This is a genomic window from Methanofollis formosanus, from assembly GCF_019633745.1.
Lineage (GTDB): Archaea > Halobacteriota > Methanomicrobia > Methanomicrobiales > Methanofollaceae > Methanofollis > Methanofollis formosanus.
Window position 1 is genome coordinate 463,648 of the sequence record NZ_CP037968.1, and the last position, 15,594, is coordinate 479,241.

A 15,594-nucleotide genomic window follows, 5' to 3' on the forward strand; every position below is an offset into this window, starting at 1 on the left:
CCTCTCTCCCATACTTTTTCTGGTCAAAATATCCCCGCTCTCTCCGGGGGTACCCCGACGATGACATGCATGCGATCCCCTGAGGCCCTCATCTGGTGTCTGCTCCTTTTTTTCCTCGTCGGAGTGGTCGCTCCGGTCATGGGAGCGGCGGAGGTGATGATCCCCGTCGAAGGGCCGCATATGGACGTCCAGGAGATGCAGCACCCCTGGAGGGAGGGGAATGTCACCGGGGACGCGGGAGGTTTCCAGCCGGCGAGGGCCGGGTTCCATCCGGCGGCGAATCAGGCAGCCCTGGCAACGACGGTGATGGCCTACTTCACCGCCTTCTTCAGCGTCGGCCTCTCCATCCTGGTCGTCGCCGTGCTCTTCACCCTTGGCAGGGGGACGTCTCGGGGCTACCGATATGCCCTCCCCCGAGGGGGTTTTGGGCTTCTCGCAACGGCGTACGGTATCTCCGGATCGTTCTCCGCCATCTTTGCCGTCGGTGCTCTCTCGACCTTCAACCTGGTGACGATGAACTCCATCTCCGGCGGGGGACGAGCGCCCGACCTGACTGTCGCCTTCGTGGGCATCTGTCTTGTCTACCTTGCCTTCTCCTCCTTCGCCCTCGCGTATGCATCCTTCAGGCGTCTCCCGGTGATCTACCTTCTCAGGGCCCACCCGCTCCCGGCCCTGACCCTTCTCCTGGTCGGTCTGGTCGGAGCCGTGCCGCTCTTCCGCGGGCCGGGCGGCGATCTCCTCGCGGTGCCGGTGCTCCTTGCGTCTGCGATCTTTCCGGTTCTCCAGATGCGGGGTCTCACCGTCACGGAGCGGGGATCCGCGACGATCACCGGCGGGGACGAAGGGCCTCTGACGGTCGTCGGGGACGAAGAGGCGGTGCCTCCGAGATCGCCGTCCGGTTTTCCCGCGGGGTTTTCGGGGCGGTACGCCGATGTGACGTACGTCGGCAGAGGTGGGAACGCGAGCGTCTTCCGGGCGGTCCGCCGTACCGACGGCGAGGTGGTCGCGGTCAAGATCCCCCTCGGGACCGACGAACTGACCGGCCGCTACTTCCTCAAGGAGATGCGGATTTGGGAGGGGCTCGACCACCCGAATATCGTGAGGCTGTACGCCCTCAACATCCTGCCCGTCCCCTTCGTCGAGATGGAATATGTGGAACAGTCGCTCCAGGAGATCGAGAAACCGGTGAGCCCGACGGTGGCCCTGAAGATCGCGAGAGGAGTCGCCGCAGGACTCGGCTACGCCCATGAGAGGGGAGTGATCCACCGGGACATCAAACCGGCAAACCTCCTCATCGCACCCGGATGGGTCCCGAAGATCACCGACTGGGGCCTGGGCAAGGAGGTCGCCGATACCGGGACGACAACGGTGGTCGCCTTCTCCCTGGACTACGCAGCCCCCGAACAGGTTTCGCCCTCGCAGTTCGGGTCTCCCGGCAAGGAGACCGACATCTTCCAGTTCGGGGTGGTGCTGTACGAACTTCTCACCGGCAGGCGCCCGTTCCCTGGTGAGGGGATCGGCGAGGTGAGCATGGCGATCCTCACTGCCGACCCTCCCCTCCCCTCAACGCTGGACCCCTCCCTTGCCTGCTGGGACAGGGTCGTGGAGAGGTGTCTGGCAAAAGATCCGAAGCACCGGTACCGCTCGGTCGCAGACCTCCTCGCTGCCCTGGACGAGGTGGAGGAGGAGTGAATCGTTGAACCAATCGGTTCAACCATTGCACTCCAGGTATTTCGGGAATATTTATCCGCACCTGCAGACTGGTGATCAGGGTGTCCATCCGGCACCCGATATCTGGAGGAAGAAGATGAGAAAGATCGGCATCATCGGCATCATATGCCTCTGTTGTGTCGGTGCGTTTCTGGCCATGCCGGCAAGCGCATTCTTCGGCGGAGACTCCGGCCATGCCCCCAGGATGCACTATGCCCAGGGGGGTGCATTGAGTGCTGCATGCGAGGAGAACAGGTTCGGCGGGTTCGGTGCGGGCAACCACGGCGCACACCCTGCGGCCCCGGTCCTCGCCGCCCTCGATGAGAGCGGGTACGACACCTCAGAACTGCAGGCCCTCCTCGACACCGCACAGGAGGCCCGTGAGAACGGAGACTGCGAGACGGCATTCGAGACGATGCAGGAGTTCAGAACCGAATTGAAGACCGCCGTCGATGAAAGCGGCATTGCAGTGGGTTTTGAGAGGTGCGGTTTCAAGCACGGCCACTGCTTCAGGTCTGCCTGAGTGGGGAGAGAGCCCTCCCCCTATTTTTCTGAGAGAGCGTCCCGGAAGTATGCCGGGTTTGCTCATTCACCAGGACAGAAGTACATTTTTTTAGCTCTTTAGAATTCGGCATGAGGCGAGATCACGCCTCAAGCATACGGGATGAATATTTCTCGTCGCTTGCTCTCCCATATTCAGACAGGAAAACTGGTGGAGACCTCGCTCCATCACCGCCCCCACCTATCTTCGATCCGTGGGGGAACGAGCGCTAGCGAGTTCGAGAAGACGAAGTCTTCGCTGAAGACCGAAGGGAGTCGAGACAATCTCCGATTTTCGAGTGTGAGCGGAGCGAACATGAAAAGAACGGCAGGTCTTCGAGCGGCTAGCCCTGCACAGAGATAGTTATCCAGAGGAATTCTAAGTGCTTCGGTTAGAGGGAAGGTTCAATCCTCAGAGAGTTCCGGGCTATGCTCTAAGAGAGCCATTCATCTCAAGTGACGACGAAGCCCCAGATATCACGGCTTTCATCCTCTCACGATACAAGCCCAAGGGCCATCAGCAGCCCCAGGATCACAGGCTGGTGGACGAGGTAGATGAAGAGCGAGTTCCTGCCAAAAAGCGAGAGAAGGCCCGCACACCAGCCGTTCATCTCCGGGAAACAAAAGCGCCGCTTTCCTTCAGGGTAGAGCCAGAACCCGAACCCCATCCCGATGAGGGCCACGCCGAGCCACGGGATGACCGGGACGTAGTCGACGCTGTAGAAGGATGCCGGGTGGACGCCGAGCCAGAGGAGCCAGTACGGACCGTTGATTCCGCTGAGCGGGACGGCGGCGAGGATGAACGCCGCGCCGATGGGGAGGTTCCAGCGGCCGAACCTGAGGAAGAAGGGGGCGACGATGATCGCGAAGCCGATGAGGTGGAGGATCCCGAAGACCACGAAACCGTCGCCGAGGAAGAGCCAGGTGGCGAGGGTGACGAGGAGGCCGTACAGGAAGATCTTCCCGCCGCGGTGCGCGTAGTCGGCCCAGAGCGCCTTCCCCGACAGTCGGTCCCGCCGGCGGGCATAGCTGATCGGAAGCGAGATGCCGGCGAGGGCGATGAAGAGCGAAGCGGTCGCGAGGGCGAAGAGTTTCCAGAACCCGGTGTGCACCTCCACGTCGGCGATCCCGAAGAAGGAGAGGTCGAAGAGGAAGTGGAAGAGGACCATCATCAGGATCGCGACGCCGCGCAGGAGGTCGATCTCCAGGAAACGTCGGCCTGCACTATGAGTTGAGAAAGCTCCTGTCACGAGTTCCGGGTATGGGGTGCGGTGCGGGCGGCGCATGTCAGGGAGATAGATAGGTACCGAAGGGTGATGACTCTTTTCACACGGCTTTGAAATATCAAAAATATCCTCAAATCATCCTCTTCGTCAGGATAGAATCTCGATGGAATCGTATCGAACAAATAATATATTATATTGGCAGAATGGTCGATCTGAATCCGGTGGGGTTGGTGAAAATATATGATTCATCTGCTGTTGGTTGACGACGAGCCCGCAATTTTACAGGTGGGCAGGGTGTTCCTTGAAGATCAAGGAGGAATATGTGTCGATGTTGCGGGGTCGGCCGGGGAGGGGATGGACCTCCTCAGATCCTGCAAGTACGATGTCGTCGTCTCCGATTACGAGATGCCGCAGACTAACGGGATCACGTTTCTCAAGGCAGTCCGACGGTTCTGTCCCGCGATGCCGTTCATTCTCTTCACCGGGAAGGGACGGGAGGAGGTGGTGATCGAGGCGCTGAACAGCGGCGCGGATTTTTATCTCCAGAAGGGCGGGGACGCGGCGGCCCAGTTCACCGAACTAACCCATAAGGTCAGGCAGGCGGTGAACAGGAGGAGGGCCGAGCGGGCGTTCAGGGAGTCCGAGAAGAACTACCGTGACCTGGTGGAGAATCTCCAGAACATCCTCTTCAAGGCCGATCGGGAAGGAAAAATCACCTATCTCAACAGTTGCGGCCTCGAAGCGCTGGGGGTGACCGACGCCGAGGCGGTCGGTCAGAACTGGAACCTCTACCTCCACCCTGACGACCGGAAGGCGGCGTGGGAACGGGGGGTCGAGATGGTCAGGACCGGCAAACCGGTGATCAACCATGAGGCCAGAGTTCTGCCGCAAAGAGACGAAAAAAAGGCGTTCCCGGCCCTTCTCACCTTCACGCCGCTCTGGGACAGTGAGGATCAGTTCGTCGGTCTCCAGGGAATTGCGGTCGATATCTCCGAGAGAAAAAGGGCACAGGAAGCTCTCGGAGAGGTGGAGTTCAGGTACCAGATCATCGCCGAGGGGATCTACGACGGTGTCACGGTGGGCGGGACGGACGGGACGATCATCTTCGCATCCCCTTCGATGGAACGGCTTTCCGGCTACCGTCCTGAGGAGATGCTCGGACGGTCATATGCCGAATTTATCAGGGGCCCGGATATCGAGAGGATCCAGGAACATTTCAGGAAGACGGTCAGAGGGGAGTGCTTTGAAGGGTTGCAGGTCCAGGTGATGCAAAAGGACGGAGACTTTATCGATATCGAGATGAACGGCGGCCCGGTTTATACCACAGACGGGGAGATTTATGGGATTCAGAGCATCATGCGCGATGTCACCCGGCAGAAGCAGGCCGAGAAGGCACTCAGGGAGAGCGAAGAGCGCCTGAACGTCACGCTCCGTTCCATCGGCGACGGGGTGGTCGTGACCGATGCGGAAGGACGGGTGGTGATGCTCAATACGGTAGCCGAGGAGTTGACGGGGTGGCCTGAAGAAGAGGCCGCCGGGCGGCCCCTGGACGAGGTCTTCGTCATCGTCAACGAGAAAAACCGCAGACCGACCGAGAACCCGGTCAGGCGGGTGATCGAGACCGGACGGGTGGTTGGCCTGGCAAACCACACTGCACTCATCGCGAGGGACGGGAGCGAACGGTTGATCGCGGACAGCGCCGCACCGATCAGGGACCGGGACGGTGGGATCATCGGGGTGGTGCTCGTCTTCCGTGATGTGACCGCGGAAAAAGAGGCTGAGGCCGATCGTCTCAGGCTTGCGGCCATCGTCGAGTCGTCGGAGGACGCGATCTTCGGGACCGACCTGGAGGGGTTTGTCACGAGCTGGAACTCCGCCGCTATGGCGATCTACGGGTATGCTCCCGAAGAGGTGATCGGTCGTCATGTCTCGATGTTCGCCCCTGAAGACCGGAAGAACGAGTTCATGGGGGTCGTCGAACGGATCAAGAAGGGAGAGACGACAGGTCATTATGAAAGCAGGCGGGTGAAAAAGGACGGGAAAGAACTCGAGGTCTCCATCACCATCTCGCCGGTCAGGGATGAAGATGGTTCCATCATGGGTTTCTCCGCGATCTCCAGGGATGTCACCCGGCGCAACGAGGCGGTGCGGGCGCTGAAGGAGAACGAGGAGACGATGAACCTGGTCATCAAGGGGGCCGACCTGGGCATGTGGGACTGGGACCCTCTCACCGGCGAACTGCTCTTCAACGGGATCTATGAGGAGATGCTCGGATATGATCCCGACGAACTGGAGAGGAACGATCTCCTGTGGTCGCGCCTCATCCATCCGGAGGACTATCCGCGTGTCCATGAGACCATGCAAATCCATCTCGACGGGGATACTCCGTATTATCATACCGAGTTCAGGATGAGAAGAAAAGACGGCCGCTGGGCATGGATCCGGAGCCAGGGGAAGGTGGTGCAGAGGAACGGCGTGGATATGCCGCTCAGGATGACCGGGATCCATCAGGACATCACCGAGGTCCGCGAGTACGAGGAGGCGCTGAAGAAGGCGAACAAGAAACTGAATATCCTCAACGGGATAACCAGGCACGATATTGTCAACCAGATTGTGGCACTCCAGGGGTACCTGTACCTCATCAAAAAGTCCGCCGGGGCCGACCGGGCGCTCGCCGGTCGTGTCGACTCGTGTAATGGCCTCACCGAGAAGATCAAGCGACAGATCTCGTTCACGAGGGATTACGAGCACATGGGCGTGAAGGCCCCTGAGTGGCAGGACGTGGAGACGGTGGTGCGGGGGGCGGCGAGCGACCTGGCGCTCGACGGGATCGCTCTGACGGTCGCCGCCGGACCGATGGAGATCTATGCCGACCCCATGTTCCAGATGGCGGTCTTCAATCTGCTCGAAAATTCGGTGCGGCACGGGAATGGTGTTTCGGAGATCAGGGTCTCGTTCAGGGAGAACGGCGAGGTCGGCACCCTGGTCATCGAGGACGACGGGGCCGGGGTGCCGGTCGAGCACAAGCCCAACATCTTCGATGCGGGTTTCGGGAGGAATACGGGATACGGGCTCTTTCTGGTGAGAGAGATCCTGGATATCACGGGGATGGCGATCGTCGAGACCGGGTGCGATGGTGAGGGAGCGAGGTTCGAGATCTCGGTGCCTGAGGGGAAGTTCAGGAGCAGGGCAGGAGCGTAAGGACGGCCCCGACGACGGGGGGTATGACGAGGTTGTCGTCGACCGGCGAGAGGAGTTCGGCGAGCATGGCGGCGGCCGCGGCGATGAGGGCGGGGAGCGGCGGCATGATGAAAAGGAGGACGGCGGCGAGTGCCAGAAATCCTCCGACCGAGCCTTCGAGGGTCCGGCCGTTGACGAGAGGATGTCGGCCGCAGGTGATCCCGACGACGGTGGCAGCGGAGTCGAGGACGGCGAGGGAGAGGACGGCGACGAAAGCGGTGCCGGGAGTGAAGAAGATGGACGAGAAGAGGGCGCCGGCCACGAAGTACGCCGCGCCTTTGCCCGGGAAGGTCTCCTTGCGCTCGAAGGCGCCGACAACCTCGGAGAAGATGGGAACGTGTCGTCCGTGGAGGAGCGCTTCGGCGATGACGAGTCCGGCGATGAGAAAGGCGGCATAGATCTTCGACGCAACCCCGGGCACCGGGATGAGGAGGACTGAGGCGATGCCGAGACCGAAGAGGAGGTGGACGGCCTGGCGCCCGAGTTCGCGCATGCGGGAGAATGGGGGGGTGATCTGATATATTCTTGCGGTATCTCTCTTCTTCGAAGGGTTAATCCCTCATCTGAGGCAAATGAAGGGTATGGAGATTGAATACGAGGAGGTCGTCTGCAACCATTGCGAGGGTGCGGGCTGTATGTACTGCGAGAAGACCGGGAAGGTGCTGGTCAGAAAACCTGCCCGACTCTGCGAGCGGTGCGATGGGATCGGGTGTATTTACTGCGGCTACACCGGGTGGGCCGGGGTAAAAGGGAAGTACGATTGATCAAACGCACCGCCTGATGAGGAGGGCGAGGGCGGCCGCGACGCCGATGATCGAGGGTGCCGCGCGGGTGGTCGGGGTCTCCTGCTCTCCGGGCTCCCGGGGTTCCGGTTCCAGATCCTCAGGAGTCTCTTGTTTTTCGGTCTCTGTTCTCTCTTCCTCTCCGGTCTCCAGGAAGAGTCCGGGGCGCCGGAGAGTGACGGAGAGCATGGAATAGACAGCCCCGCTCGCACTAAGGTCGTCTCGTGCGGCCGGATGGTCGGAGGCGTAGACGGTGTAGGTGCCGGGATCGATGCCGAGGCCGGCGGTCTTCCAGCGGTATCGCCATCTTCCCTTATCGTCGGCGGTGACAGTGGTGAAGGTGTCCGGGTTGCCGGTCTCGACCGTAGCGGCGTTCTCAAGGTTGACTCCTCCTGCCGGGAGGTTTGGGCCGGTAAAGAAGAGATAGACGGTTTCTCCTTCGGTCGCAGTGCCCATGAGTTCCACCTCCTCCCCCATGACCGCCCCGGCGGCGACCGCGGCGACGAGAGAGATGAGAAGGAGACAGGCGGATACGAGATGCATTCCTATCCTGCCCATTTTTCAGAGAATGTTTGCGTAGACGATGCGGTCGGTGACTTCCACAAATCTGCTGTTCTCGTCGTCGTTGAGCGGGACGTCTCTGATCTCCTCGATCCTGAGGTCGACGGCGCCGTCGGCGTACTCGGCAACGATGGCGAGGTGCCCGGTGACGGGATCGCCAAAGATGGCCCTGAGTTCCTCGCTGTTGTTGAGGTCCTCGATGATCGCTGCGAGGCTCTCCAGCCTGATGCCTACACGTTTCACGAAATTCCCCCCTGTGCGTATGTGCAGATCTTCTATTGGCAGACGAATATATAAATCAGGACGGTACAGCGAAGAAAAGTTGATGTCGGTTCCATTCAGATATCAGATTGATCTGAGGCGGCATGATCGACGGGTGGATGAGGGAACGGACTGATGGAGTTCTTTCGCGGGCGGCTGCGGTCCTGGGGAGAACCGGGGTCACTCCGAATGCTCTGACGGCCATGGGGCTTCTTATCACCGCCGTCGCCGCCGGGCTCATCGCCTCGGGGCGTCTCATAAGCGCGGGATTGGTGCTGGCCTTCGGCGGCCTCTTCGATGCGCTCGACGGGGCGGTGGCCAGGGCCAACGGGCAGGCAAGTCGTTTCGGGGCGTTTTTCGACTCGGTGCTGGACCGATATGCGGAGGCTCTCCTCTTCGGCGGGCTCTTCCTCTATTTTTCCGGCGACCAGACAGCCCGGGCCCTCACCTTCGCGGCCCTGGTCGGCTCCCTGATGGTGAGTTACACCCGTGCGCGGGCGGAGGGGCTGGGTGCAGAGTGCAAAACCGGGCTTTTCACCCGAATCGAACGGATGCTCGTCCTCATCCTCGGCCTTCTCACCGGTTTTCTGGTTCCGGCACTCTGGATCCTCGCCGTTCTCACCAACCTTACCGCCGTACAGCGAATGTGGCATGTCTGGCTGGTGACGAAAGAAGGGTGAGACGCCCGGAATCGCGTCATTTTCCGCCATTTTATCCCGGCCGAGAACCGGCGCTCCATGAGGGGGAGCACATTCCTATCTCTCCCGGTCATACAGGCCGGCATTCGGCCAGGAGACTCCGCGATATTTCCTGCATTTGGCGATCCTCTCCCATTTTCACGAGAGTTCTAAATATCCCCGTTCCGGCCCCGGATCATAAGCCTGATCCCCGGGATTAAAGCCGATATGGGCGTATTTCATCCTCTGTCGACGCACCCCCCGACAGAGGCGAGGGGATCGTAATCCATCGAAACCATCAGGATTTCAAAGAACCCACGGCGAGAGATGTCGGGTCGGGACGGTGTCTTAGAAAAACTGCAGAGGGGAAAACCCGTCCTCACACTGTGCAGATTATCATGAAAGATCGTCAATAACTCCGCGGATCGAATTCAGAACATCTTTATCTCCCTCGGCCAAACGCGAAGACAGCACCATGCAGACCAAGATGATGATGTACCGGGAGTCCCTCGAAGAGTGGTACAACGGCGAGTTCCGCGAGTGCATGCGCAACGTCAACCTTTATCACGCCGTCATGCAGAAGATGGACGGCATCCGTGCCGAGGAGATCGAGGTCAGAGAACTCTTTTGAGAAATTATTCAATATATCCACTCTCCAGATATTTCGAGCCCCGGCTTTGAAAAAATGCTCTGAAAGGCTTTGTAGAAATCATCGTGATGGTTCCTCTTCGACGGGGGGGCCTGCCGCCCCCCGAACACCCCGCACGGGCGATAGGCGGTGGACGGCAACCTCCCTTTCAGGGTCACTCCTCCACCTTCCGCCCCAATCTTCACCCTGGGAGTCCGGGGGCAGAGCCCCCGGCATAAGCATGAGGGAAGGCGATGGATGAGGGTCACAGAGGGTTGAGGTGATGAAAAGAGGATGGTTTACCATGAAAATGATCCAGACGATCCTCTCTTCATGTTTGCATGAGCGTTTGAACTTGTCATATCACGTTGAAGCCGATACGCAGAGGATAGAAAATTCTTCAGATGGATCGGCCGCCCCCATCGTCGAAATTTCCCTGCCATCTCGCGCCGGGGGGTTGCACCCCCCGGACCCCCCACGGACCGAAGAGAGGTGGGGGCGGCGACGGAACACGATCCCCCCCCGATTTTCCGTATTCTCAAGCTCCCCACGCTTGCACATCGAAGATCAAAGATCTTCTCCAACTTGCTGGCGCTCGTTTCTCCAAATCCTTAGGATAGCGATTGGGACGGGAAGGCAGACCCGTGATCATTCAGAGAGAAGAATTCCCCGGGACCGGACAGGGCGCAATGTTGATGAGACCTGCGGCGTATGAGGGGTTATGCGAGTGGCCGTGGCAGGTGCAGGTGTGGCCGGGAGTTTTCTTGCATCCCGACTCTCGGATGCAGGGCATGCGGTTGACCTCTATGACCGCCCGGTGCAGACGGCGTGCGGGGCCGCTCCGTGCGCCTGGATGGCAACACGGGACTTCCCCGCCGTGCTGGAGGGCGAGGGGTTGGAGCCTGAGGACTATGTGACCGAACGTTTCGATGCCTTCCTCTTCCAGGGGCAGCGGGTGACGGCCGACCTGATGACCATTCAGAAACCTGCCCTTATTGCCGACCTCCGGGAGGGAGCCGGGGTGAGGACCGGGCCACTTGACCCGGCAGGATACGACCGGATCGTCGACGCCACCGGGACGGCGCGGGCCTATCTCCCGCCGATAGGGGGGGACGACCTCTGCAGGTGCGTCCAGTTCAGGGTGCGCGGCGGGAAGGGCGAGGTTCTTCCTGCGGTGCGCTATGTCCGCGGCGGGTATGCCTGGTCTTTCCCGCTCGGTTCCGACGAGCGGCATGTCGGGTGCCTCAGCCATCTCGCCGACCCGTCCGGGCTCATCGGGAAGACCGGATTTCTGGACGGCGAACGGCTCTGTGCGTGCAGAAGCAGGCTGCGGGTCACCTCGCCGTACAGAGCGCTGCCGTTCGTCTCCGGGAAGGTCTGGGGGGTGGGCGAGGCGATCGGGTGCACCTATCCCCTGGTCGGCGACGGGATCGTCCCGGCCCTCGTCTCCGCCCGCCTCCTCCTCGACCACTTCGAAGACCCCGCGGGTTACACCCGGGCTGTCCTCGACGCCTTCCCCGCGATGCAGAGAGAACGCGCGCTCCTGGAAAGGATGAAGGGAGGACGCCGGCCTTCACCAGCGTGGCTTGCCGAGGTCGACACCTCCCGCCTCGGCATCAGGGTGGGCATGGCCTCAGCTGCCGGTCTCATACTCAAGATCCTTGCCCGGTGAAAAAGAGGGGGGCCTGGCCCCTGTAGAATCGGGCATGAACGCCGGGCTCAAGCATACGCGGGTGAATAGTGCTCGGAGCAGCGTTTCAGGGTTTGGACGGCTCTCTCTCCTTGCTGCAGGGAGGGATCATTCAATCGCCGCCCCCCCGCAATCTTCGGCCGTGGGGGCGGGGCGGCACCAATCTCTTGAACGACACCGTGCTTCAGAAACTTTTTCCACTCGCCGATCAAGGCCAGAGATAGTCTTTCAGAGAACTCTGTAGAATCAGGCATGAACCCGAGGTTCAAGCATACGGGACGAAAATTTCTCGTCGCTTGATCGCTCCTTTTCAAGACAGGAGAACTGGTTGATACCCCGCTCCATCGCCGCCCCGCCCTATCTTCTCGCGAGATGGCAGGAACGATCGTGCGATAGGGGGGGCGGCACGCCTGATCAGCACGCCTTCCCCCATCCTCCCGCCGGCGGCGCTGCCCCCGGACCCCCGGGATGAAGATTGGGTCGGAAGGTGGAGAGATGACCTGAAGAGGGGGGTGCAATCCGCCACCTATCTTCGCGCGGGGGGTTTGTGGGGCGGCCAGCCCCCCGAAGAAATAGCCACCCAGAGCATTTCTACATAGCCGAAAATCGGACTCTGTAAAATCAGGCATGAACCCTGGGCCCAAGCATAGGCGATGAAAATATTCTGAGTAGCGTTTCAGCATGTGGGCGGATCCCCCTCAATCGCGACAGGGCATCTGGAAGATCTGGTTTCATCGCCGCCCCCTGGCTATCTTCGTCAGTGGGGGGAACGAACATCAGCGAGTTCGAGAAGACCGGAGGTCTTCGAGTCCGGGGGGACGGCGAAGTCCGGTGTTCACACCTGCCGCCCTGTGGTGAGAGGAGTGATCAAAAATTTTTCACAGCCATTTCATCGGCGATTCCACGGCACTCACCGTTCAGTCATGGGCGTGCCGGTGATGGAGATCGGGCGAGTGCGGGTGGTCGTGGACCATCTCCGGGTGGGCATGGGGATGAGAGTGGTAGCCCTTCGCATCGAGCGGCGGCGTGCCCGGCGGATGATCGTGGCCGTCGTGGTGGAGATCGTCGTGCCGGTGCCGGTGCTCGTGAGCCATCGGTTCGTGCCGGTGGGGATGGGCATGCCGCTCCGAGATGAGAAGCCACGCCCCGAGGGCCATCACCAGCAGGGAGACGAAGAAAGCCGGCCGCAGTTCCTCGGTGAAGAGGAGGAACGAGACAAAGACCCCGAAGAACGGCGAGGTCGAGACCAGCGCACTCGTCCGCGCCGACCCGATCCCGCGCAGCGCCATCATGAAAAAGACGCTCATCATTCCGCCGTACCCCAGGAACCCGATCGCCATCGCCGCAAGACAGGTGGCCGGGTCGGGCATCGCCTCGCCGAAGAGGCGGGCGATGACGAAGGTGACCGCGCCCGCCCCGAACCCCTTGATCATCACGATCGGGATCGGATCCTTCGCTGAGATCTGTTTGCTGAAGTTGTTGTCCATCCCCCAGAAGGTGCAGGTCAGGATGATCCCGAGCGCCCCGACCGAGAGGCCGAACGGCTGGTCGGGCACGTACGAGAGGATGACGCACGAGAGCGTGATCAGGGAAAGCGCACCCCAAATCCGTCCTCCCACGGGCTCACGATACCAGAGCACCGCGATCACCGTCGTGGCCACCGCCTCGAAGTTGAGGAGAAGGGACGCTGTCGCCGCCGGCGTCTGGGCCAGACTGATCATCAGGGCGACCGGGGCGAGCACCCCGCCGAAGAGGACGACTCCTGCAAGCCACGGGAGATCGGTCGGGGCGAGAGAGGCCTCCACCCCGTCGCGCCCGTGCCCGAGAAGCGATCCTCCCAGCAGATAAAGACACAGACCCGTCCCACTCCCGAGGAAGAGCAGCGAGGCCATCGTGATCGGCCCGACACCCTCGAGCAGCAGCTTCGAGAACGGCGCCGTGATGCCGAAGAGCAGCGCCGATGTCAACCCATACAGGATAGGGAGAAGATTTTCGCGGGTCATGGTTCTCTGAGATGAATATACAGGTGTGCCCTGCACGCAGTTATAGCTGCGGGGCCGGGACGGCGAGAACAAAGCGCCCGGGCTCATCCCTGAGTGAATTTTCAAAAGTGAGTGCGAGGGGAGCGATTCGAACGCTCGAACACCTACGTGACAAGGCCCTCAACCTTGCGCCTTTGACCTGGCTCGGCAACCCTCGCCTGTTACCCTATAAAGAAGGATATCAAAGTAATTGAATCTATCGCTCAATCATGGCCCGTCCCGCCCCCTCTTTCTCCGGGACGATCCGAAAAACCGGAAAAATGCCCAGGATCCAGGGGCGAGCGCAGGGATCCCGGACCCCAAGGATAATAAAGGGTATGCGTGTATTCTTCATGAATATGTGGGCAGCACTCATGCAGGAATTTGCCGATTCGCCTGCACAGGTCAGAGTCGTGAAATTTTTACTTGAAAACGGCTTTGGCGTCTCGGAAAAAGGGCGTATCACCTGTAATGACATCGAGATCCCGGCCACCCATATCGCACGCACCATCGGGACCGACCGGCGGGTCGTCGACGCCACGGCGCGCCGCATCCTGAGCATGGACTGGACCAGCAAGGTCTTCTCCTCCATGCGGGCGACCCCCGACCTCTCAAAGGTCGCCGAGGCCCTCGGCCTGACGGTCATCACCATCCTCCCGACCGATGCCCATGAGAAGGGGATCGTCGGGGCCGCGGTCAGGGTACTTTCAGAACACGACCTTGCGATCAGACAGATCTTCGTGACCGACCCCTACTTCGCCGAGTCACCCAGACTGGTCATCATCCTCGACGACCCCCTCCCGATCGGGGTGATCGAGGAACTGCGGGCTCTCCCGCAGGTGCAGAAACTGGTTATTTAGGGGCGGGTCAGGAATACGGTGGCGCCACCGCGATGCGTTCGAAGGAGGGAATCTCATCATCTTGCGTGAAGGGGTCGTCGGGATCGAGATTATTCTTTTCATAATCGCCTCCCGGCCCCGGGGGATAGACAGGGACGGTGCGATCCCATTCCCATCTCAGGATCTACGGCGAGACGAAATTTTCATCAGGAGCATCTCCCGAAACGCTCGGCGGCCCGCCCCTCCACCCGGACCGAAATGGAAACGGTTCCTTCGGAATTCTGAGTGATTATCCCCGGGCGGTGGGCGGCACGGGGTGGTTTTCGTGTCAGAATAATTGATCGCCCTTCTCTCGTCCTGCTCCAATCTTCAGGGTCATGAATGCGGGATGGCGTAATGATCCAAATGTGCCGTCCCTGTCATCATTGGATCTTTTCTGCCATCTCGCAAGAAGATAGGACAGGACGGAGGGTGCATGACTTCACTGCCATCAGGGTTCTATCTTTGAGGTCATGACGACGGGACGGCATGGTGATCAGAAAAGCCGTCCCCGATCACTGAATTTGTTCTGGTATTTCGCGAGATGATCGTGCGGGGGACGGCACCACGCGTGCTCTCTCAGAAGAGGGATCTCCGCTCTTCCGTTCCGTTCCAATCTTCGGGGTCATGAAAACAGGACGGCGGGATGATGATCTAACGTGCCGTCCCACCTCACATGATCTGTCCTGCCGTCTCGCGTGAAGATAGAACGGGGGACGGCACGGGGCGGTGTGCTCCTCGGAAGAATGATCGGCCCTTTCATGTCCGGGATCTATCTTCGGGGTCATGACGACGGAACAGCGTACTGATCCTGATATGCCGTCCCCTCATCATGGGAACGGTTCTGCTGTCTCGCGAGAAGATAGGGAGGGGACGGCATCACGCGTGATCCCGTTGAAGAATGATCGGCCCTCTACCGTCCCACCCTAATCTTCGGGGTCATGAAAACAGACCCATGTGATGATCAGGTGTGCCGTCCCCTTTTGTAGAACCTTTTCGTCATATCGTGAGAAGATAGAAATGAGGCGGCGATGAAGCGGTCTGCCCCTCTGCTGTGAAAGAAGCGATCGTTTTTCTAACATGCACCCGGCCCGCTCGCCACCGAGGAAAGACCCGGCGAAATTCTCCGGAACCACATAAATTGGCTTTGTAGAATCAGGCATGAACCCCTGGCTCAAGCATACGGGATGAAAATTTTTCGTCGTTTGCTCTCTCTATTCAAGACAGGAGAATCTGGGGGGATCGTGTTCCATCGCCGCCCCCACCTATCTTCGTCGTGGGGGTCCGGGGGGTGAAACCCCCCGGCGCGAGATTGCGGGAAAGATTTGACGATTCGGGGCGGCCGATCCATTAGAGGAATTTTTTATCTTCTGCGTATCG

13 protein-coding genes and 1 tRNA gene are annotated in these 15,594 nt (G+C 60.3%); 8 read left to right on the forward strand and 6 right to left on the reverse strand.

What is annotated here, in order from left to right; all coding sequences use genetic code 11:
- Positions 1-60: 60 nt before the first annotated feature.
- Together E2N92_RS02000 and E2N92_RS02005 are read left to right on the forward strand one after the other, a co-directional pair.
- Positions 61-1,692 carry a serine/threonine-protein kinase gene (locus E2N92_RS02000; protein WP_220682035.1) on the forward strand — a complete coding sequence of 544 codons (1,632 nt, stop codon included), beginning with the start codon at positions 61-63 and terminating at the stop codon, positions 1,690-1,692.
- A 115-nt stretch (positions 1,693-1,807) separates the two neighbouring features.
- Positions 1,808-2,233 carry a hypothetical protein gene (locus tag E2N92_RS02005; RefSeq protein ID WP_220682036.1) on the forward strand — a complete coding sequence of 142 codons (426 nt, stop codon included), beginning with the start codon at positions 1,808-1,810 and terminating at the stop codon, positions 2,231-2,233.
- A 511-nt stretch (positions 2,234-2,744) separates the two neighbouring features.
- Here the strand turns inward: E2N92_RS02005 and E2N92_RS02010 are convergent.
- Positions 2,745-3,536, reverse strand: a complete 792-nt coding sequence (locus E2N92_RS02010; RefSeq protein ID WP_220682037.1) for a heparan-alpha-glucosaminide N-acetyltransferase — start codon at positions 3,534-3,536, stop codon at positions 2,745-2,747.
- A gap of 180 nt (positions 3,537-3,716) precedes the next feature.
- Between E2N92_RS02010 and E2N92_RS02015 the strand changes: the two genes are divergently transcribed.
- Complete coding sequence (locus E2N92_RS02015; protein WP_246589280.1) at positions 3,717-6,677, forward strand: PAS domain S-box protein; 2,961 nt, start codon at positions 3,717-3,719, stop codon at positions 6,675-6,677.
- On the opposite strand, the gene E2N92_RS02020 is transcribed toward E2N92_RS02015, so the two are convergent.
- Positions 6,655-7,209 carry a diacylglycerol/polyprenol kinase family protein gene (locus tag E2N92_RS02020; protein WP_220682039.1) on the reverse strand — a complete coding sequence of 185 codons (555 nt, stop codon included), beginning with the start codon at positions 7,207-7,209 and terminating at the stop codon, positions 6,655-6,657. The genes E2N92_RS02015 and E2N92_RS02020 overlap by 23 nt on opposite strands.
- Positions 7,210-7,297: 88 nt before the next feature.
- Between E2N92_RS02020 and E2N92_RS02025 the strand changes: the two genes are divergently transcribed.
- Positions 7,298-7,480, forward strand: coding sequence for a hypothetical protein (locus tag E2N92_RS02025; protein WP_246589282.1), 183 nt, complete (start codon positions 7,298-7,300; stop codon positions 7,478-7,480).
- On the opposite strand, the gene E2N92_RS02030 is transcribed toward E2N92_RS02025, so the two are convergent.
- The gene (locus E2N92_RS02030) at positions 7,481-8,041 is read right to left on the reverse strand and encodes a hypothetical protein (RefSeq protein ID WP_220682041.1); all 561 of its coding nucleotides are present in this window, start codon (positions 8,039-8,041) and stop codon (positions 7,481-7,483) included.
- 18 nt (positions 8,042-8,059) lie between these two features.
- Positions 8,060-8,302 carry a hypothetical protein gene (locus tag E2N92_RS02035; protein ID WP_220682042.1) on the reverse strand — a complete coding sequence of 81 codons (243 nt, stop codon included), beginning with the start codon at positions 8,300-8,302 and terminating at the stop codon, positions 8,060-8,062.
- 137 nt (positions 8,303-8,439) lie between these two features.
- Here E2N92_RS02035 and E2N92_RS02040 point away from each other — a divergent pair, with 137 nt between their 5' ends.
- The 3 genes from E2N92_RS02040 (at position 8,440) to E2N92_RS02050 (ending at position 11,297) form a co-directional block, all read left to right on the forward strand.
- Entirely contained in the window at positions 8,440-9,000 is a 561-nt protein-coding gene (locus tag E2N92_RS02040; protein WP_246589283.1) for a CDP-alcohol phosphatidyltransferase family protein, read from the forward strand.
- Positions 9,001-9,472: 472 nt separating this feature from the next.
- A complete protein-coding gene (locus E2N92_RS02045) occupies positions 9,473-9,628 on the forward strand; it encodes a hypothetical protein (RefSeq protein WP_220682044.1) in 156 nt (51 codons plus the stop codon).
- 745 nt (positions 9,629-10,373) lie between these two features.
- Complete coding sequence (locus E2N92_RS02050; RefSeq protein ID WP_220682045.1) at positions 10,374-11,297, forward strand: NAD(P)/FAD-dependent oxidoreductase; 924 nt, start codon at positions 10,374-10,376, stop codon at positions 11,295-11,297.
- Positions 11,298-12,232: 935 nt separating this feature from the next.
- Here E2N92_RS02050 and E2N92_RS02055 read toward each other — a convergent pair.
- Positions 12,233-13,318: a DMT family transporter gene (locus tag E2N92_RS02055; protein ID WP_220682046.1), complete on the reverse strand. Its 1,086-nt coding sequence runs from the start codon at positions 13,316-13,318 to the stop codon at positions 12,233-12,235.
- A 112-nt stretch (positions 13,319-13,430) separates the two neighbouring features.
- A tRNA-Leu gene (locus E2N92_RS02060) sits at positions 13,431-13,515 on the reverse strand.
- Positions 13,516-13,695: 180 nt separating this feature from the next.
- On the opposite strand from E2N92_RS02060, the gene trpY reads away from it, so the two are divergent.
- A complete protein-coding gene (trpY, locus tag E2N92_RS02065; RefSeq protein ID WP_220682047.1) occupies positions 13,696-14,196 on the forward strand; it encodes a TrpY family transcription regulator in 501 nt (166 codons plus the stop codon).
- Positions 14,197-15,594 lie beyond the last annotated feature (1,398 nt).